Genomic DNA, 19,686 nt, shown 5'->3' with positions numbered 1-19,686 from the left:
TTCGTCGATCAGAAATATAAATAGATCCCGTGTCAGACAGCCTTGTAATCATACCTACTTATAACGAAAAAGAAAACATTGAACGTATCATAAGAAAAGTTTTCTCTTTAAATGCCGCTATAGATGTGCTGATCATTGACGACGGCTCTCCAGACGGTACAGCCGCCATTGTACAAAACCTACAAAAAGAATTTACAGGCTTACATTTAGAGCAACGTAACGGGAAATTGGGTTTAGGTACAGCTTACATCCATGGTTTTAAATGGGCGCTCAGTCACAATTACGAATATATTTTCGAAATGGATGCCGATTTTTCTCACAATCCGGATGATTTGGTAAGGTTAAGAGAAGCCTGCATAAACGGAGCAGATGTAGCCATAGGTTCAAGATATGTAAAAGGCGTTAATGTAGTAAACTGGCCTATGGGCAGGGTATTGATGTCTTATTTCGCCTCAATGTACGTGAGATTTATTACAGGCATACAAATACAAGACGCTACTGCTGGTTTTAAATGCTACAAGCGTATTGTACTAGAAACTATCCCTTTAGATAAAATCAGGTTTGTTGGTTATGCGTTCCAGATCGAAATGAAATTTACAGCTATTAAATACGGTTTTAATGTAGTTGAAGTTCCTATCATTTTTACCGACCGCACAGAAGGCACTTCAAAAATGAGCACAAAAATTTTCAGGGAAGCTTTTTTAGGCGTCATACAAATGAAAATAAACAGCTGGTTCAGATCTTATAAGAGATAAACATAATCACTGATGAAAAAGGCAGAAGATTTTCTGGTTAAAAAGTTAGAAGAACGTAAACAATCTAACAATTTACGCCTCTTACCTGCTGTTACACCTAACCTTATCGATTTCTGTTCTAATGATTATTTAGGTTTTACCAGATCATCTTTACTAAAAGATAAAATCAAAATCTTTGAACAACAAATCGGTATTACTGAAAATGGCTCTGGTGGCTCCAGGCTGTTAAGTGGAAACAGAAAGTTTACCGAAGAAACAGAAGATTTTATTGCCCGTTTTCATGAAACTGAAAGTGCCCTGCTATTCAATTCGGGTTATGATGCTAATTTGGGGCTACTTTCCTGTTTGGGTCAGCGGGGCGATATCATTATTTATGATGAACTTATACATGCCAGCCTAATTGATGGTGCCAGACTAAGTTTTGCCGACAGACTGAAATTTAAACATAACGATATACATGACCTTGAGTTAAAGCTTCAAAAAGCAAAAGGCATAATCTATGTAGTAATAGAAAGCGTGTATTCTATGGATGGCGATACAGCTCCTTTAAAGGATATTTATGACATCTGCGAAAAATACGGTGCCAATCTCATTGTTGACGAAGCGCATGCCATTGGTGTTTTTGGTGATCATGGAAAAGGTCTGGTTCATCAAAACGGATTAAATAACAGAATATTTGCCTGTGTAGTTACTTTTGGCAAGGCTTTGGGTTGCCATGGTGCCGCTGTTTTAGGTAGTCACAACCTACGAAATTACCTCATTAATTTTGCCCGTTCTTTTATTTATACTACCGCAATGCCTCTACATGGGATTATGAGCATAAGAGCCGCTTATACATTATTAACAGAACAAGACCATCAGCAAGACCTGCGCCAAAATATATCTTTATACAGAAATTTAGCTTTTACGCTTAAATGGCCTTGTATAAATAGCTTAAGTGCAATACAGACCATTATTTTAAGTAGCGCAGAAAAGGCTAAAGATATTGCTCTTTATCTACAGAAATCAGGCTATGATGTAAGGGCTATATTAAGCCCCACAGTGGCCAAAGGTGCGGAACGATTGAGAATTTGCCTGCACAGTTTCAACACGTCTGAAACTATTGAGGGGCTTATTTTAAAATTAAAAACACATGAATAACAACTATTTTGTTACCGGAATTGGAACCGGTATAGGTAAAACTATAGCCAGTGCTGTACTGGTAGAAAAATTAAATGCCGATTACTGGAAACCTATCCAATCGGGAGATTTAGACCAAAGCGATAGCTTAACGGTTGAAAGTCTAATTAGTAATACTAAAACTATTATCCATCCCGAAACTTACCGTCTTACACAACCCTTATCTCCTCATCTTTCAGCTAAATTAGATGGAACAGAAATCACTTTAAACTCGTTTACTTTGCCCGAAACAACCCGTTCTTTAATTGTTGAGGGTGCCGGTGGGCTGATGGTACCCTTAAATAATAAAGACCTAATCTTAGATCTCATTATCCATCTTAACTTGGAAACCATAGTGGTAAGCAGCAATTATTTGGGTAGCATCAACCACACCCTACTTACCATAAATGTACTTAAACAATATGGTATAAAAATCAAAGGCATTCTTTTTTGCGGAGAAGAAAATACAGAAAGCCAAAGTTATATTTTAAACTATACAGGTTTACCTTTTTTAGGACGTATCCCCCAACTGAAAAACCTTGATAAAAGCAGTATCAAAGAAGCTGCTCAATATATAAACCTTGCTTAAAAACAGTTCATTTTAATTTTAAACGATTATAAGTCAACTATTAAAAGAAAATATTACATTTTTTCTTGCATGTGTTTTCAATAAATTCTATATTTGCACCTCGTTAATCAAAAACGATGATTCCGTAGCTCAGCTGGTAGAGCATTACACTTTTAATGTAGTGGTCCTGGGTTCGAATCCCAGCGGGATCACAGATTGTCAGAAAAAGCACACATATAGTGTGCTTTTTCTCGTTTAAATACGTCTTAAAAGCATTTCCTAGTAAAAAGTAAATCAAAGGAAACCATATTAATTCACAAAAAATGGTTACCAATTCGGTTACCACTTTAGTTTTTTAAATTGGGTAACCGAATTTTCTTGAACTGATGTAATGTGGGGTTTTAAGGAATTTCAATTTGTTTCGGCATAGCCGCTAAAAATTAATTGATAACTTAAAAATGAAGGAGATGAAAAACAATCAAAAACTTTCGATTCTGTTTTGGCTTTTTAGAGCCAAGGCAGCAAAAAAAGACGGGAAAGCACCATTGTATGCCCGCGTAACAATTGACAGCTTATATGAAGAAATATCGCTTCAAGCTAAGGTTCATCCCGACGACTGGGATGTTGGCCTCAAAAGAGACATATCGAATACACCGGAGTCAAAAAGAATTAACCGAATAATTGATGAAGCCGAAGTTGATCTCGGACGCTTTTTTACCCGATTGCAAGCAACTCACGAAAATGTTCTTCCAATCATGCTCAAAAATGTTTATCAGGGAAAAGACCCAATGGCACATTTAACCATTGATGGTTCGAGTAAGACCAGTACGATACTTGAAGCATTCGACCAATACATAAAACTGTTTGGGCTAAAAGTAGCAAAGAAAAAAAGATCAGAAGGAACCTATCGGCATTGGAAAACAGCACGAAACAAAGTCGCTGAGTTTATCAGATTTAAATATGGACTTGAGGACTTTGACCTAAGAAGAATCACTTATGATTTTGCAGAAGCTTTCTTTAACTATCACACGCTTGAAGCAGATGTTATAATCTCTGAAAATACAGCGAAAGGGTATGTTAAAAAGACAAGGCAAATATTAAAACGCTGTAAAAAAAGTGAGTTGATCAAATCTAATCCCTTTCAAGATTTTATTTGTACTGGCGAAGACCCGGAGGTTATCCCTCTTGAACTACCTCAAATAAAAAATATCTTAGAAAAAAAGATGCCAGCACAAGTATTAGAGGAAATCCGGGATGTTTTTATTTTTCAATGCTTTACGGGCTTTTCATATAAAGATCTCTATGAATTAACTAGGGACTGCGTAAAAGAGGTGGGAATCTACAATGAAAAATGGCTTTCAAGACAGCGTGAGAAAACCGACGTAAACGAAATGGTGCCCCTCCTGCCTATTGCCCTCCGAATAATTGAAAAATATGAAAACCATATATATTGTACAAAAAATGATCGGTTGCTACCCGTAAACAGTAATAGTCGTTATAATCGATATTTGAAAGAAATTGCCAATATCTGTGGACTAAACAAACGCTTACACACTCATCTAGCCAGACACACTTTTGCCGACCTTATGTTAAATAGTGATATGCCCTTGGAGGATGTAAGTAAATTGCTCGGACATAGAAGTATCCGCACTACTCAAAAGTATGCAAAAATCAGAAAGACACGTATAAGCCGAAATTTAAACCGAGTAAAAGAAGAACTGTTTACTCAATCTGGTGAACTTATCGCTGTTTAATGAAATTAATCCTCAAAATTTAAAAGAGCCGTTAGTATTGTAACTACGGCTCTTGCATTATATTTTGTTCCATATCCAGAACCAAGCATGGACTTTCCAATCCCTTATTTGATTCCCCCTGCGATTTTTCCATTTTTTGTCTGCATAATGGTTATAAAACTCTATCGCAGTCTCTCTACTCTCATTTTTTTGAAGAAAGTATATAATAACATGATCAAGTAAAGGAGGAACCTCTTCTCCGAACCCATTAATGAGAGGAGTATTCTTATCCACGATTTTTTATTTTGACCCGATTCCGCTCAAACATATCAACAATATCTTGTCTGTCATAATATATTGAACCGCCAATTCGAGCGAATTTTATTATTCCGGTATTACGCATCGTTTGCAACTTACCATGCGATAAGCCTAAAAGCTTCCTAACTTCATCTGATTTCATCCATTTTTTTTCAAAAGGTCCTTTATTAGCGAGTGCTTTCACTTCATGTAATAATTCCGTTTTAAACTTATCTAAGCTCAATAACAGTTCCTTTTTTATTAGAATCGTTGCTTTCGCAATAATATCTACTTGTTCATCCATAATCACACGCCCGTTAAATATTAATAAATTTTCAAACTCTATTCCGGAAAAAAGATCTTACTTGGCTTGTTACTATTAAAAGAGGGCAAATACTTAATATAACCATACCTGCTCAGATCTCGAACACATCTATAATAGGTATTTGCAGCAGATATTTTTGCAACATTCATAATTTGATAGCTAAAAACCTCGACCGGATTGGCATAATTACATGTTCTACGATATTCTAGCAAAGACGCATATATCCCAATATGAGTTGTATTTATTCGTGCGTCATTTGAAATCGCCGCAAAAAAATCATACAGAAGTTTTAGATTTTCCATATTATCTAATCTTAATGCCATTGCGCCTACTTGCTCCCTGTTTTATTGATTGCTTCTCTTTTACAACTTGTTCTGCTTTCTTAACCGTTACTGGTAAATTTGCTTTTCGACCAGGCACTTCCCTTAAGTAAAAATCACCCGATGCAGTCTTATCGTTAAAATCCAGCATCAAGGTTTTATCTCCTTTTTTGATAGTCCGACCTGAAAGCAGTTCATAAGCTTCCCTGTTGTTTACTTCCCATTTGTCCTTAACACTAAAAAAACGTCCCTTGGCTTCAGTGGGCTTTCTTATGTCACTTAGAACTGCATGAAACCCCTCAAACTGATAATTCCCCATATCATTTTTCCGGAATTGTAGTTGATGCACTTGCCTTTCAAAATTGTTGACCTCGATTTCGTAAGGAACCTTAAATTTTTGTCCTCCTTCTTCGATCTTAAAGCCAAGGCGTTTTGCATCGATTTCAAATCCAGCTTTTCTTACCTGATCTTGCAATGAGCGGATCTGTTCCTGAGCTTGACGTTCTTCACGGTGCGCACCAATTCTCACCCAGATTGCCGCAATAATTAGCCGACGGAGCCAACGAAGTAATCTGTTGGGGTACAATTGACGCTCTAAATTCCGACGCTCCTCCCTTAGCATCCTCAATGAAAAACGTTCTTCTTTATTCTTAGTTCCCGCATACTTATTCGCAATTTTATCGTAGTAAAGCAGTTTATCACGTTTTAACATCGTATTTGTCGATAGACTAAACGAAAAAATATTGGAAACCCTCCCCTCCTTTTTACGCCATTTTTCAATGGCATTTTCTACCCTGTTTGCTCCCATGGCTATTAATCTAATTATGTTAAACCTTCGGTTTGATTTCAGACGTTCAAATTGAACCTGACAGTCTTACCTTTTAACAATTCTCTCGTGCCTTTCAGATTATTCTCGTAGATATGAACATTCCCCAAGAATAATGTGATCGATTTTAACGGTATATCAATCTGCTTACTGATAAGGTACAAATGATATAAATCTGATGGTAGCCCTAAACTTGCATCACTACTGCGCTGATATGCCGTTATTATCAAGTGAAGACCAACAAGTTGAAATTGTATCAGCGACAAACACGGTGGTTGACTGCTTTCAATGTTATTTGCCCCAAGAAATAGAAGGTAATTTTTAGAACTTCTTTTTTCTTTATTTATCTTCTCGATAAGTGCAGGCAACTTTTCAAAGTAGGTGGGATAACTGTTGATCAAAATCGGGCCACAGTAGTCCCACCAAGAAATGCCTACCTCTCGATATCGCTCTATCAGCCTCTCGCCGGTAATAAACAAGTTCAGTTCGTCCTTTAGCTTTTTCCTTGCAACAGCATGATCTTCAAAAATATCCAGTAAATCGCCCTTTGATAACCGCAAGCTTTGATTTACCAGATATTTTATTTTACCTTTCTTCCCTTTCTGAACCTTACCTTGCTTAAGTAGCTTGTCTAATATTAAATGGTATTTGTTCATCACTTTTCACTTTCCAACTTCGCATTAAACAGAGGGGGTTTTACCCTTTCTCGCTCTTTTTTTTTCAGGTACATCCGGGTCCTCGGCTTCTTCGGTTCCCGTTACTATTCTGTTACTCCTCCCGGCGGCTTGGCCACCGACGTTTTCTTCTACGGCTCCATTGTCCAGAACTGGCGCAGTATTGCCAATGTTGTTCCCGTTAGATACATCCTGGACTTCGACACCTTCGGCTTCTTCCTGTTTATTTGCCTTTTTCCTTCCGAGTGGCTGTTTTTCGAGGTCATAAAAATTGATTGATTTAAACTGTACATCGGCAGAGATATATCTTTTTTCTTCCTGATCTCCTTTTAGATAAGTTATCAGTGCTAGATTTCCTTTTTGGAGTGACTCGAGCAAATCTCTTTTATGGTCCTCTCTTTCTAATTCCTTGATAGGGTGCTGATTTAATTCAACGTTAAGATTAAATCCATAATTTTCATTGTACGGCCTAACCTTATAGTTACCAGATGTATCAGTATCTTTAAAGTCAACTTTTAACCAGGCCATATATTCGTCACCTGTTTTGGTCGATAACTTTTTATAAACAGACCTTCCAGACATAAGATTATATGCCTCTCGCAGGGTGATATTGTTGTTTTTGTTGATATAGAAAGTTTGTTTGATACCTTCCTTACCCTCCTTTTGCAGTTGAACATTATATTTATTGAAAAAATACATATCACTCTCTTTTGACTTGCTAAAATTCAGCTCAACCTCTACCGAATCCTTATCAAACGCTTTTGAAAATTCAATTTTGAATTTCTCTTCTCCTGTTTTAACACCATCGGCGATTTTATTACTTAACTCATCGCCAAAACCTGTAAACTTTACCTGATCTTGCAGATATTCCAAATTGCTCTCATTCATCTTTTTTCCCTTTCTTAATTTTGATTATACCTTAGTTATAAAATCTTAACAGGTAGATCAATAGATTTGGATGCTTCGTAACCAAACACGTCCCAACCTTTGAAATCTAATTGTGAACTCTCCCTTGCGAATAGTTCTATCCTTTTCACTTTCCCAAAAAGTCTTACTATTCTTTTGCGTATTTCATCCGGCTTTTCCGAATGCCTTCCCCTCTTACTGATAAGCACCTGCTGAACATCTCTGTTCACGCGTTTTAAAGGCTTCCCTTTAGTGAACAGTAACACTATCTCGGCATTGGCACGTGTATAATGTCCCATTCCGACGAAAAGCGTATCACTCTTTATATTTTTTTTAACCCATGTAAAAGCAACCGTTTTATAGGTAAATCCCCAAGTCTGGCCCAAAGCTAGCGCCTGCTCCAAGCACGGAAAGGTCGCCCACATCAATAAAGCACAATCATCCTGGCTTATTGCTGGAATATCTAATCTTTTTAAGTAGTCAAGGCTTTGTGTCTGATAATGACGTTCTGCACTACGTCCCAATCCCTTTTTACTCCAAACACGATATTGCCACGGCGGATCGGCATAAATGACCGCATACTTCACAATTCATAATGATTTGAAAGTTATTTAAGCGGCCAGGCACTAACGATCTTCTTATTTTTCAACTGGATTTCCATGTGCCTACCTCCATTCTTTTCCATCAATTGAATGGTCAGGTATTTTTTGTCCGGAATGGTAAATTTGGGAACAGCTATCACCATGATTTCAATCGTTTCGGCATTGATTTTCTGTACTTCATTATGCACATACACCGGCATTATCTCAACCTCTTGCGAAGCAGTACGCATTGACTTTTTTTGGTCACGGATTAAGAACCGTATTTGGTCAATATCATAGCTGATATTAGAACGGTTTTGAAGTTTTACCCTCAGATACATGATGTCATCATGGATAAAGATACCGGTAAGCTCAAAACCAATACTATTTTTAAAATCTTTCATTCCGGTACTCCTTTCCCTGGCATACAAAGCGTAATCCGCATACCTTTTCACTTCTGCTTCGTTTAATGCTTCGGGCGACAGGAAAATTGAATTGCTTTTATAGGGATTAAGTAGCGAAATATTCAAAACTGCTGGTTCTTTAACGTAGTTGACAATAAATGATGTCAGTTTACCATCTGCCGTTACAACGGATAGATTTGTTTCTGCTATACTTTCTTTTGCAGCTTTGACCTGCAAAATATTTTCTGCACCTTTCGCTTTTTGCGCAAGAACATCTTTGCTCCCGCGATCCACGCTTATGATCGCAAATGGAAAAATAATGTTGCTTGTTTTATTATACGATACCTCAATCCTATATGGAGGTATTTCTGTCGCCTTAATCAAGCTCCTGCTCTGACCAAAGGCAATAACGGTGTTAAACATGAAAATGAAAATTCCCACTATCATCATCCCAACATTTCTCTCTCTTTTCATTTTTATTGTGTTTTAAATTAATATTAGTTGGTTAGGTTCTGCTTTTGCTTTTCATCCCTTAACAAGACCTGATAGCCTGCCTTTACGGTGACTTTTACAAGCTTTACCTTTTTACTCAACAGGCTCTTTGCCGCTTCGATGCCTGCTCCGGCCGCCTGCATTTCCCAAGATGGATCAAGGGAAGTAAGCCCGACCGTTTGCAACGAGCGGTCGGCGGACTGTTTGGCGACATCCCTGGTTATCGCTCCCGGTATATAAATACCATCTAAGCCGTCTAAGTCAAAGACCGTCAACTCAACCGGAAAAATGGAATTTCCAAAACGTATGTTCTCAATAGATATTCCCAGGCGTTCGCCATTTAATGATGCAATACCAAATAGAAAATTTCCTTTGGGAATGGTAATACCATTGACTTGTACGTCATTGACAAGTCGCAGTTTGATTGTCGATCCATTGACCAACGTTTGATTTTCATGCACGACTGCTTTAATGGCATTCTGTGAATTATCCGCTTCGATTTCTTCTAATGAGAAGAAGGCACTACTAACGTTATTTTTGTTTCCCCTTGCTGACTCCAGTACCGAAGCCGTTACTGTTTGTTTGGGATTTACTACCGGATAGACTTGTCCTTTCTTGACCTCTTTATTTTTTCTTAGGCGATCCTGCACACGGTCTGGATGCTGAATATCCAATATCCTTTCAAGCATGCCATTTAGCTGTTGCATTTCGGGATCTTCACCATTCGACTGGTTCATCATCTGCATCATCTTTTCCAACCTGTCAACATCATCGGTATTAACGGGCGAAGCGACTACTTTTGCCGTATTATAACCAGAGAGGTTATTATGTTCCGGTAATGACGAACCTGTACTATTGAGTACGCCATTTAGTTCAGCAAGCTTCCTGTAAATTTGCTGTTCATTTGGATTATTACCATACCGTCCATTCAAAGAGGTATTCAATCCATTATAGTTCCTTTCGTTGCTGTAATAATCAAAATCGTTTTGACGGCCGCTAAATGGTGCTTCCCTGTAATTAGGATCATTTTTGATCAGCTCCTGAAACTTTAGTGAATCCTGTTTGGCTTTATCATAGTAACTCATCTTATCCATGATCTTATCCTCTTTTTCCGCAGCATCCGGAAGCTTTAAGTTGAAACCTATTGGCTCATCTTTACTTTTTTCAGCCGCCTCACTTTTTCCGCCTCCCAATGCCCAAAAGAAGGCTGTTAGGAATGGTAACACAAGAATTGGTAACACCAACAGAAACCTGCGCTGTCTAATTGTTTTTTTTTCTCTCTCCATAATCTTTCCTATTTAATTTTTGCTCTGTGTAGTTGGTATCGCTTTTTCGATATGGTTCGCCGTCACCTGTTTTGGTACTATTTTCCGGCAACTCAATTCGTTTTACTTTTAATAATTGTTTCTCGCCCCTACTATTTATAGCTTGAACAATTAGGCTGATGTTATAAACAGAACCTATTATGACCAATAACACCGTTAGAAATATCCAGTTCTTAGCAGTCATTTCAGCCGTGGCGATTTTCATCCATCGTACCCACCATTCTCTTAAATAACTATAAGCTCTGCTGAATATACCCGGTGTTTGCTGTACTGCACTTTTGCTTTTTCTTTTAAATAACCTTACCATACTATTGCTTTCTTAATTCGGTTTTCAAATCCCTGTTTTCAATCGTAGCCCATTTTTCAATCAAAAATCCGTGCGGATTGTTGTCGCTACGACCTACGTTTCGCAGCGCTCCTTCGGTTGTCAGGCTTCTGGTTGTTATACTTGTTGGCCTTATAATTTGTTGCGTGGCATAGCACCTGAACTGGTATGGGTAATCGGTAATATTCACGACTACGCTATCAATCGCAATGGTCTGATTGACATTGCCAGAAATCAAAGCGGAGTAATAGCCCGTTTCTTTTAGATCGTCGTAAATCCTTTTCACGCTCCCATCGGATAGATAAAGCGCCTTTTTGATAGTCGCCGTTATTGCCTTATCATCCGGATCGAGCGTAAAAAACAAGGTATGGAACGTTTTTATATGGTCCCGTGCTTCAACCGGGATATTCTCCTTTCTATCGGCTGCAAAAGCCTCCAAAGCCTTTCCGTTGGATAGGATATACACTTTTTGTTGCATTTCCTTCACAAGTCCAACACTTTTGTAGATACTAAAGCACGTGATTGATGCACAAGCAATGATCATTGTCAAAGTGAATGTTCGCACAGCACGAAAGGCCGTATCGATATTTTTCATTTTCCTGAACATATCCCCAATTTTAGTTTCCTTTTAGCCTGTCTTTGTTGTAACCTGACGAGTTATCCTTATCATTAAAATATGGCGAAGTAGCACCAAAAGTTGCCATGTCATTCTGCAACCTGTTAAAAGCATTTCCTAAAGCATCGCCGGCTATTCCTGCGGCTTGCTGTCCTGTGCTGACCGCAGTTCGTGATGAGCTATTGAACATAGATGTTATTTTTTGTGTCAGGGCACTTCCACCTGCATGTACGATATAATTAGCCACCGACGGTACTGTAAAGTACCCTATTATTCCAATGATCATAAATATCAGATACCCTATATCGGTCCTACTGAAAAATGTATCGCCATCCTGGGCAATCTGGCTTATATCCACTTTTAGCATATTCTCCTGGATCTTACCAATGATACTACCGAAAATATTTGCAACTGGCAGCCACAGATAAACATTGATGTATCGTGCCAGCCATACCGTTAAGGTGTGCTGAAAGCCATCAAAAACGGCAAGTCCGAACACAATCGGCCCAAGTATGGCCAGCACCACCAGTTGAAATGTCCTTAATGTATCTATGCACAATGCCGCAGCTTCAAACAGAACCCTCAATACTTCACTCATCCATTCTTTTACCGAGTTCCGGAAACCATACATCTGTTTGTCCATAAAGAACTGAAGGTCATGTGAAATCCCATCTAAAAACCCTTCGCTTTGACCGGCTTGTTCAGGAAAGGTATATTTGCGCCATTTTTCGCGATCACCTGAACCCGTTTCTCCCACATACATTTTCCATTTGTCGCTACTTTTTATCGCCCGCTCCTTTTCCAAAAGCAAGGTAGCAATGGCCTTGTTGGAACCGGTTACCATGGCAGCGGTTCCGGTAACTGTGGGTTTCATAACACCATTGATGATCGCCAGTACACCTGGGAAAATAGCGATACATAAACCGATGGCAAACGGTCTGAACAGTGGATAAAAATCAATTGGTTCGGCATTGGCCAAATGCCTCCAAACCCTGGTTGCGATATACCACAAAGCCGCAAAACCTGCCAAGCCCTGACCAACCCCAATAAGTTGGCTGCACAATGGTATCATATCATCATATAAATTTTCCAGTACTCCATGTAAACTACCTATCTCATTTGCAACTCCGGCAGCGTGGCTACTCAATGGCAAAATCAAACATATTGCACAGATCGCACCTTTAATCCCTCTCTCCATAATCTTTCTTAATTATTTAATCCGTATATGTTCTTCATTGACCTTGCATCTTTACTTTCCTTAGCGCGTTGCAAAGAGAGTACTGATGTTTTTTCGTTGAAAGCCCGAAGAAAATTCACTTTTTCTTCCATATCGCTAAAAATATTGTCAATGGCTCGCAGACGTTCGTCATCGCTCATCCTTAGCTTGCCTGCTGTAACTACCGTAGCAAGATCATCAAGATTGCGCAAACTCTCCTTAAACAGGTTATCGTACACCTGCGCCAAATAGTTCAGCTCCTGCGACGTAAAATTCTCATCAACCTTAAAACGGTTGAACGCACGCTTGTACTCCCTGACCAATACTATTTGGTAATTCATAACCTCAGCTACCTTACGGTAATTTCGAACTGCAGGGCTTACCTGCATCAATCCATCGAGAAAGACTTTATGGATGTTGAAATTCCCTTCCGAAATACCTTTAATCGTATTGTAGCCCCCAGAAAGCACCTGATAACCTTTTTTCATATCCGAAAGTATTTGCTTGAATTGTGCCAACTTTTCGATATTTAATGCCAACTGTGCGCTTTCCGCTACCTGTGCTTTGCCCTTAACCATAATCAGTATGGTTAAGCATATTATGAATAGGATCTTTTTCATTTTTATTGATTTAAACCATTTCTCAATCTGCTATCCTTAACTTGGTTCTCTTCTCTGGCCCTACTGGCTATGAGCATCTTTGTGTCTGCGGTAAAATTTTCATAGAAACTCATTTTATCAACCATATCACGATGGATAACATCAATTCGCTCAATACGCTCACTATCTGTCATTTCCATACTTTGATTGCTAACGACTGCAATGAGCTCTTCAAGCACGTTTTCGCAATCCGCTATTAGCTTTTGGTAAACCTTTATCAGATAATCTTTTTCCGATGCCGATAGATGATGGCTACTATTTACTTTTGACCTTAGGGCTTCCCATCCACTGACAATATGTACCTGGATCGAAATTATCTCACGAACACGCCCGTAATTTTTCACACTGGGGTTAACTATTTTCAAAGAGTTAAAAAATGAGTTGTGAAGGTCAAATTCGCCCTTTGAAAGCTTACCGATAGTACTCAGTCCTTCCTTTGCTATCTTATACCCCTCTTTAGCGTAATTGATATAAACCTGCAAGGCTATAATCTGCTGCTTCAGGTACTTTTTCTGTGTAGAACTTTGATTGAACCACTCATCCCATGTCTGTGCTTTCAGTCCGGGATTGGACAATAGCATTATCAGTAAAACAAAGACAGTTTTTTTCATTTTGTTAAAGATTAAGTTTTCGCTGAAATTTCTTTTTCCCTTTGGCCATATCCATGACGTCTTTAAAGGGCGGCAATGAAGCGGCCGCTTCTCCCTTTAAATTTATTTCCTTCAGATTAGTTCCGTATCTCGAGCTTCTACTGATCTTCATTTCCGTAATATTGAAAGCATGCCCGTTGTACTTTACCTTCATGTAAGCCTCTGTATACGGCCTATCTTCGCCATTATACTCTAGGTATGTTCGCAGAGAAATTTCGTTTGCCAAGCCCTGTTCAAGCCCCAATAGAGAGGCTTCGAGATACTTGTTTACACTATCCCGGAGGCTTCCACTAAATCCTCCATTGGTCTGGAACGACGAAACATCGTATCCCTTGCCTTTAAGTCTTTCTATCAGCATTTCCAATGCCCTTTGTATATTTCCCATGTTCTTTTATTCTAGTCCATATAGCCTTTTAACCTGCTCTTTTTCTGCCAAGGTTTTTGAGCGCTGAATACTGAGTAGGGCATTTTGTTGATTGAACAACCTCAGATCATTGTAGTTTTCTTCCACCCTGTCGGCAGCAGCATTGATAATCTCCAATCGTTTTGCATCACTCATCGTAGTGGTAAATGACTGCACTATCCCGGTAATCTGATTGATATTCTTTAAGCTTTCACTTAAAATACCCGAGTACACTTCACCCATATAGGTAATTTCTTCTACCGTAAAATTGCCGTCCTGATTGAGCAGTACCCATACCCTATTGTACTCCTGTACCATTTTGACCTGCTTTTGCATGATCTCCCGGATTCGCTGGTAATAGGTAATGATACTCTTTACCTTGTGCAGTTCTTCATAGTATACTTTATACTGTTCTTTCTGTCTTTCGGTCCAATAGGCAATCTCCCTTAACTTTAATTTGGAAAGGGTATTTTCAATCGTTTTCTGCGCATTCTGAAGCCAGATAACCTTATTCTGTTCCCTTTGTATTTTAAGATCGATCGCCTTGATCGCCTTGCTAACGGCTGCACCCAATAAACCGAAAAGACCGGGGGCAGCGTGAGCCGGCTGTACCGGTACTATTGTTGTTGCTATCATCATAGCTACCAACCAAATACTAATGATTTTTTTCATAGCTTTTCAATTTGATTATTATTCCGTTGTTCCTTTTGAAAGAAGTTCTTTTGATCTCCATATTGATCCCAGCCCTTCCTTTTTTCTCTACTGAAAACATCTATTCTTGTTGCATCCGGGTACAAATTTTCGATGATTTCATATGCTATATCTGGTTTACGGCTGTGTTCTCGTTTCCGTTCAGTGAATACGGTTCCATGTCTACCACGCTGATCTTTTGCTATAGGCAATAGAACAGGCTTGTAAAACCATAATAGATATTCGTGGCAAAAGCGTATGGTATATGCAGGGGCTATTCCATTCAATTTATTCCAAATAAACCGACAATGCATTTTGTACCCTCGTGCACGCATTTGAAATTCACAATCATTTAAAAACTTTTCAATAGCCCATACAAATACATTATGTATTACCTCCGTGCTAATTAATATTTCCTTGTCCAGAAGGGTAAATATTTGTTCTGTTGACATCGTTTTATATGAAAAATTGGCCAACTGATTTGGCCGCACTTTTCGCTTTCCACTATTACACTGGTTCCACGGAGGATCGACCATCAAAACATCGTAACCTTTGCCCATACTATGCATTCTGTAATTTAGTTCTCATCTCTTCCGCCATTGCCTTAATACCTTTTAAAAGATCGCCTCCAAATTTTTCGGCATGTTTAAACAGCCTTACTTTTTCAGTCTGTTCGGTAGTGTACGCTAAATATTCTTCAAGACTAACTTCGGTTCGATATACCTTGGATAGCACTCCACCGAGAGAGATAAAAACTTCCTTGTATTTTTTAGCAGGATCATTGGCCTTGTTTACCGAAAGTATCAGTGCCTTTTCTTTCTCCGTTAAACCAAGCAGTTCCTGTATCTGTTCAAACTTGTTTTGGAATTTTGATTGATCTAACAAGATTTTACAGTCGGAGTTATTTACGATAGCTTGTTTCACTACCGGTGAGGAAATAATATCTTCTATTTCCTGAGTCACAACGATCGCTTCTCCGAAGAACTTTCTAACGGTCTTAAATAGGTACTTGATGTACTCCGCAAACCCTTCTTTCATCAATGCTTTCCATGCCTCTTCAATTAAGATCATCTTACGAAACCCTTTCATTTTCCGCATCTTATTGATAAAAACTTCCATAATGATGATCGTCACTACTGGAAATAAAATCGGGTGATCCTTAATATTATCCAGCTCAAATACGATAAACCGTTCTTGCAAAAGGTTTAGATTATCAGTAGCGTTGAGCAGGTAATCAAATTCGCCTCCACGATAGTATGGTCGCAAAACATAAAGGAAATTATCAATATCGAAATCCTTTTCCTTAACCTTGTCGCCAGAAAGAACTTCCCGATATTGGTCACGTAAAAACTCATAATAGGTATCGAAGCAGGGAAATAAGTCATTATTATTTTCCAGATAAGTATAATAGCCACTTATCGCATTTGATAAGGCCACGTACTCCGACCTTTTAAATTCTTCGTCGTCCTTTTTCCAAAGGGCAAGAAGTAACGTTTTAATGCTTTCCTTTTTCTCGGTATCCAGACTATCGTCCTCGCCTATATAAAAGGGATTGAACCGAATTGGGCTTTCTTCACTATAAGTAAAATAATAGCCTTTAACCATATCACAAAGCCCTTTGTAACTATGGCCAACATCCACAAGCACGATGTGCGTGCCCTGTTCATAATAGCTCCTAACCATGTGATTGGTGAAGAAGGACTTACCGCTACCCGAAGGACCAAGGATAAACTTATTCCTGTTTGTGCAGATACCCATCTTCATCGGTTCATCCGAAATATCCACATGCACGGGCTTACCGGTCAGACGATCTCCAAGACGGATACCCATAGGGCTTAACGAACTGCGGTAGCCAGTCTCTAAGTTTAGAAAACATGCAGCTTGCTCTGCAAACGTATCGAAGGTATCGTTCATCGGAAAATCGGCAGCATTTCCGGGAATACCTGACCAGAAGATTTGAGGAGCTCCAACAGTTTCCATTTTGGCAACGGCATCCATCTGGGCAAGGCCAGCAGAAACCATGTTCTTTAAATCCTTTAGCTTTTCCTTTTCATCGGTCCATACCAGCACATTAAAGTGCGCTTTTACCGGAAGCCGCTGCTGACTGATCGCCTCGTTAAGGAAATCGTTAGTTGCATCTCTGGCTATCGAATTTTCTCGACTATAAGCTGATAGGGATTGCAGGCGAAGTCGCTTACTTTCCAGTTTTTGAAGTGTTTTCTGGCTATCCTCTATGAAAATATATTGGTTATAGATGTGGTTACAGGAAAGCAATTGCCCCAAGGTGCTTGCGAATCCCACACTGAATTTGGTTCTGTCGGTACTATACCTATCATAATTTATCCGGCTGCCGCATAAGGCCGGCAGATCAACGGCATCTGCCAATGTATATAGTTGACAATGTTGGTCGCCAACTTTTATCCCTTCAGAAAAGTCTATATCCTTGACCGAGAAATTCTTGCTTTTTTCAGACAGGCTGCAATACCTTTCGATCAATCCTATCTCACGGCGATGGCTGATAATTTCTTCCCTTTTCAGGCGTCGCATCTTTACAAAGCCACCCTCTTGCAAAATGTGGGCAAACTGGCCAGAAACATCTAAAAAATCATGTAAAGCCCCGATGTTTAGATTTTCTTCCGGAACAATGCTTTTCCGGATAAGGTTTGAAAAAAGCGAACTGCCTACTTTTCGATTTGCCGGCTTCCTGGTCAGGAAAATATAACAGCTATGATTTAAAAAAGGGCGCTCATTAAAAAATTGCTCACTCGCCCGTGATAGAAAACTGGCGTCTTCCTTTGTAAAATCCGCTTTATAAGTGCCCTCGATAAACCAATCCTGCTTATGTAGAACTGTAAATTTTGGCAGTACTTTTATAGCTTTGATCCACGTCTGATGAAATGATTCATAATCAGTATCGGACATGGTAAATATCTCCGGCAATTCTACCCGGTATGCAACCGTAAAATCCCCTTGCTTTGAAAGGATGCAGTCGTGTTCTACATCCATAATAGGAATTCTTTCATCCATCATCACTTTCATCTTTCTCTCTTCTATTATGGAATATCTTCCGCTAAAAACATCGTTCTATCTTCCCATTCTCTTTCCCTTTTTACGGGACGGTTCCCCTAAATCATCTGGGGTTTTGTTTTTTTCCTTTTGTTTTTCAATATGGTGCCGATCATCCATTTTTTCAACTTCAGAATTGCCGGAACCATACATTTCATTTTGCTTAGCCCTTAGTTGTGCTAAGGACTGGCCTTCGCGATAACCTTTTAACATCCGAAAAGCAATCTGTCGATAAAAGTTTTTCTTCTCCTGATTTGTTTCATTAAGAATGTGATGCCTAACAATTTGACCAGCTACAAGTTTAGCCTCATGCGTTTCTTCTAAACGGTATAAGCCGCCAGTAATGTTATCATTAAAAATCAAGGCGACGCAAAATTGACCGTCTGACCGCCTGATCACGGGCTTTTGCATTATGATACCTATTTTGAATTGGCTTTTCATATCTCCTTCTCCAAACAACTTATCTCTGACAGCTTTATCAATAGTAATATCTACTGTTCTGTCATGCGGTTCGATAATACGCCCAAATGGCAATCGATCTTCATCTGGGAAGGGAAAACGAAACATAAATCCCTGTTCTATCTGAAGATAAAAAGGGATGTATTCTAAATCAGAAGTCCCATACCTTTCCCTTGCATAAGTCAGGTATTTATCATAACTAACATAATACAAGCATTCACATGTTCCTATTTTTACATCTTTGCCTCTATATCTTACATACTCTCCCATTATTCCCCTTTCCAACCATTTGGCGTTACCTAATTCCGCTCTATCTCTTTATGCTTGGTGTATCCCTATTCATTTCAATCCTTTGCCTTTTTTCCTTCGGCATCATTTTGGTTATTGCTTTAAGATTAAATTCATTTACTTTTTCCCCTACTTTTCCTGCTCTTTTTTCCCTGAACCTTTTTGTTTGGTTCTTACACCATTACATACTAATACACTTTCTATATCAGACCATTTTTCAACCTTGGCCTTAATATGTAGATTAACATTAGTTCCTTTCAACAAACTTTGCACAGGATCTTCAACCAAGATGTTATATCCTATCGGATCCAAACGGTGATAAAAGGGAATGATCAATGCAATCGTATCTTTTGGTATTGCATTTGTCTCTTGTATTTCAAACATATTTACCGGTTCAATTTCTTCTTTAGCCGTATTATACCCAATCATATACATCGTTTCAGCGTAACCTTTAACATTTACTATATCTAAATCATCAAAAGAAATCTCTGGTCTTATATCATCATCTTTAGGCACTAAACAATCTCGTTCAATATCTACATAGTAGGTATATCCTTTAATATCTACGACCGGCAATTCTCCCGACAGACGTTTTTGATACGCCTTCTGATCAACCATTACCTCAAAGTCAGTTTTCTTTTTGATTTCAGATAGTTTCATGCCGTACTTTTTAGCCATACCTACGGGATCAAGATCGACCATCTCCGGTACCCTAACGATAACATCTCCATCTTTCATCACTCTTACTTGTGAGATGCTTCTATTCGTCTTATCATAAACAAACTTGTACCCCCTGGTATTAGTCATTTCATCCATGTAAAAAAATGAAATTACGTTGACCTCATTTCCTTTCTCCCGTAACTCGCATTTGGCAACATCTACAAGAAAAGCAGTTCCTTGAATATTAAAAATCGGCAATTCTCTACCTATCCCTTCAGCTTTCATATCTC

Annotated in this window: 22 protein-coding genes and 1 tRNA gene; 5 read left to right on the top strand and 18 right to left on the bottom strand. The window is 38.8% G+C overall.

Features of this window, described 5'->3' with window-relative positions; translation table 11 throughout:
- Window positions 1-29 precede the first annotated feature (29 nt).
- From ACLHG9_RS07125 to ACLHG9_RS07105, 5 genes are all read left to right on the top strand, one after another.
- The gene (locus ACLHG9_RS07125; protein WP_410220807.1) at window positions 30-755 is read left to right on the top strand and encodes a polyprenol monophosphomannose synthase; all 726 of its coding nucleotides are present in this window, start codon (window positions 30-32) and stop codon (window positions 753-755) included.
- Window positions 756-767: 12 nt separating this feature from the next.
- Complete coding sequence (locus ACLHG9_RS07120) at window positions 768-1,895, top strand: aminotransferase class I/II-fold pyridoxal phosphate-dependent enzyme (RefSeq protein WP_410220806.1); 1,128 nt, start codon at window positions 768-770, stop codon at window positions 1,893-1,895.
- Window positions 1,888-2,502, top strand: coding sequence for a dethiobiotin synthase (gene bioD / locus ACLHG9_RS07115; RefSeq protein WP_410220805.1), 615 nt, complete (start codon window positions 1,888-1,890; stop codon window positions 2,500-2,502). The genes ACLHG9_RS07120 and bioD overlap by 8 nt, the downstream gene beginning before the upstream one ends.
- A 118-nt stretch (window positions 2,503-2,620) precedes the next feature.
- Window positions 2,621-2,693: transfer RNA gene (locus tag ACLHG9_RS07110), tRNA-Lys, on the top strand.
- Between the two features lie 255 nt (window positions 2,694-2,948).
- Complete coding sequence (locus ACLHG9_RS07105) at window positions 2,949-4,235, top strand: site-specific integrase (protein ID WP_410220804.1); 1,287 nt, start codon at window positions 2,949-2,951, stop codon at window positions 4,233-4,235.
- A 265-nt stretch (window positions 4,236-4,500) separates the two neighbouring features.
- Here ACLHG9_RS07105 and ACLHG9_RS07100 read toward each other — a convergent pair whose 3' ends face one another.
- The 18 genes from ACLHG9_RS07100 to ACLHG9_RS07015 form a co-directional block, all read right to left on the bottom strand.
- A complete protein-coding gene (locus ACLHG9_RS07100) occupies window positions 4,501-4,815 on the bottom strand; it encodes a helix-turn-helix domain-containing protein (RefSeq protein ID WP_410220803.1) in 315 nt (104 codons plus the stop codon).
- A gap of 324 nt (window positions 4,816-5,139) precedes the next feature.
- A complete protein-coding gene (locus ACLHG9_RS07095; RefSeq protein WP_410220802.1) occupies window positions 5,140-5,964 on the bottom strand; it encodes a hypothetical protein in 825 nt (274 codons plus the stop codon).
- Between the two features lie 38 nt (window positions 5,965-6,002).
- Window positions 6,003-6,638, bottom strand: a complete 636-nt coding sequence (locus tag ACLHG9_RS07090; protein ID WP_410220801.1) for a thymidylate synthase — start codon at window positions 6,636-6,638, stop codon at window positions 6,003-6,005.
- A 24-nt stretch (window positions 6,639-6,662) separates the two neighbouring features.
- The gene (locus ACLHG9_RS07085) at window positions 6,663-7,544 is read right to left on the bottom strand and encodes a hypothetical protein (RefSeq protein ID WP_410220800.1); all 882 of its coding nucleotides are present in this window, start codon (window positions 7,542-7,544) and stop codon (window positions 6,663-6,665) included.
- Window positions 7,545-7,579: 35 nt separating this feature from the next.
- Window positions 7,580-8,149 (bottom strand): MT-A70 family methyltransferase, encoded by a 570-nt coding sequence (locus ACLHG9_RS07080; protein WP_410220799.1) that lies wholly within the window; start codon window positions 8,147-8,149, stop codon window positions 7,580-7,582.
- Window positions 8,150-8,169: 20 nt separating this feature from the next.
- Window positions 8,170-9,021: a conjugative transposon protein TraN gene (gene traN / locus ACLHG9_RS07075; protein WP_410220798.1), complete on the bottom strand. Its 852-nt coding sequence runs from the start codon at window positions 9,019-9,021 to the stop codon at window positions 8,170-8,172.
- Between the two features lie 23 nt (window positions 9,022-9,044).
- Window positions 9,045-10,325 (bottom strand): conjugative transposon protein TraM, encoded by a 1,281-nt coding sequence (gene traM / locus ACLHG9_RS07070; RefSeq protein ID WP_410220797.1) that lies wholly within the window; start codon window positions 10,323-10,325, stop codon window positions 9,045-9,047.
- On the bottom strand, window positions 10,300-10,671 hold the full coding sequence (locus tag ACLHG9_RS07065) for a hypothetical protein (protein WP_410220796.1): 372 nt from the start codon (window positions 10,669-10,671) through the stop codon (window positions 10,300-10,302). Before ACLHG9_RS07065 ends, traM begins: the two co-directional genes overlap by 26 nt.
- 1 nt (window position 10,672) lies before the next feature.
- Window positions 10,673-11,284, bottom strand: coding sequence for a conjugative transposon protein TraK (traK, locus tag ACLHG9_RS07060; protein WP_410220795.1), 612 nt, complete (start codon window positions 11,282-11,284; stop codon window positions 10,673-10,675).
- A 22-nt stretch (window positions 11,285-11,306) separates the two neighbouring features.
- A complete protein-coding gene (gene traJ / locus ACLHG9_RS07055; protein ID WP_410220794.1) occupies window positions 11,307-12,503 on the bottom strand; it encodes a conjugative transposon protein TraJ in 1,197 nt (398 codons plus the stop codon).
- Window positions 12,504-12,511: 8 nt separating this feature from the next.
- Window positions 12,512-13,141 carry a TerB family tellurite resistance protein gene (locus tag ACLHG9_RS07050; RefSeq protein WP_410220793.1) on the bottom strand — a complete coding sequence of 210 codons (630 nt, stop codon included), beginning with the start codon at window positions 13,139-13,141 and terminating at the stop codon, window positions 12,512-12,514.
- A gap of 2 nt (window positions 13,142-13,143) precedes the next feature.
- Window positions 13,144-13,791, bottom strand: a complete 648-nt coding sequence (locus ACLHG9_RS07045) for a hypothetical protein (RefSeq protein WP_410220792.1) — start codon at window positions 13,789-13,791, stop codon at window positions 13,144-13,146.
- A 4-nt stretch (window positions 13,792-13,795) separates the two neighbouring features.
- Complete coding sequence (locus ACLHG9_RS07040; protein WP_410220791.1) at window positions 13,796-14,215, bottom strand: hypothetical protein; 420 nt, start codon at window positions 14,213-14,215, stop codon at window positions 13,796-13,798.
- A 6-nt stretch (window positions 14,216-14,221) separates the two neighbouring features.
- Entirely contained in the window at window positions 14,222-14,905 is a 684-nt protein-coding gene (locus ACLHG9_RS07035) for a conjugal transfer protein TraI (protein ID WP_410220790.1), read from the bottom strand.
- Window positions 14,902-15,483, bottom strand: a complete 582-nt coding sequence (locus ACLHG9_RS07030; RefSeq protein WP_410220789.1) for an MT-A70 family methyltransferase — start codon at window positions 15,481-15,483, stop codon at window positions 14,902-14,904. Before ACLHG9_RS07030 ends, ACLHG9_RS07035 begins: the two co-directional genes overlap by 4 nt.
- Window position 15,484: 1 nt before the next feature.
- Window positions 15,485-17,962: a TraG family conjugative transposon ATPase gene (locus tag ACLHG9_RS07025; RefSeq protein WP_410220788.1), complete on the bottom strand. Its 2,478-nt coding sequence runs from the start codon at window positions 17,960-17,962 to the stop codon at window positions 15,485-15,487.
- 45 nt (window positions 17,963-18,007) lie between these two features.
- Window positions 18,008-18,718, bottom strand: coding sequence for a hypothetical protein (locus ACLHG9_RS07020; RefSeq protein ID WP_410220787.1), 711 nt, complete (start codon window positions 18,716-18,718; stop codon window positions 18,008-18,010).
- A 147-nt stretch (window positions 18,719-18,865) separates the two neighbouring features.
- Window positions 18,866-19,681, bottom strand: a complete 816-nt coding sequence (locus ACLHG9_RS07015) for a hypothetical protein (protein ID WP_410220786.1) — start codon at window positions 19,679-19,681, stop codon at window positions 18,866-18,868.
- Between the last annotated feature and the right edge of the window lie 5 nt (window positions 19,682-19,686).

Source organism: Pedobacter sp., assembly GCF_046462515.1.
In the GTDB taxonomy this organism is placed as follows: Bacteria; Bacteroidota; Bacteroidia; order Sphingobacteriales; family Sphingobacteriaceae; genus Pedobacter.
Note: the sequence above shows the minus strand (reverse complement) of the source record. Positions and strands in the feature narration are given on the sequence as shown.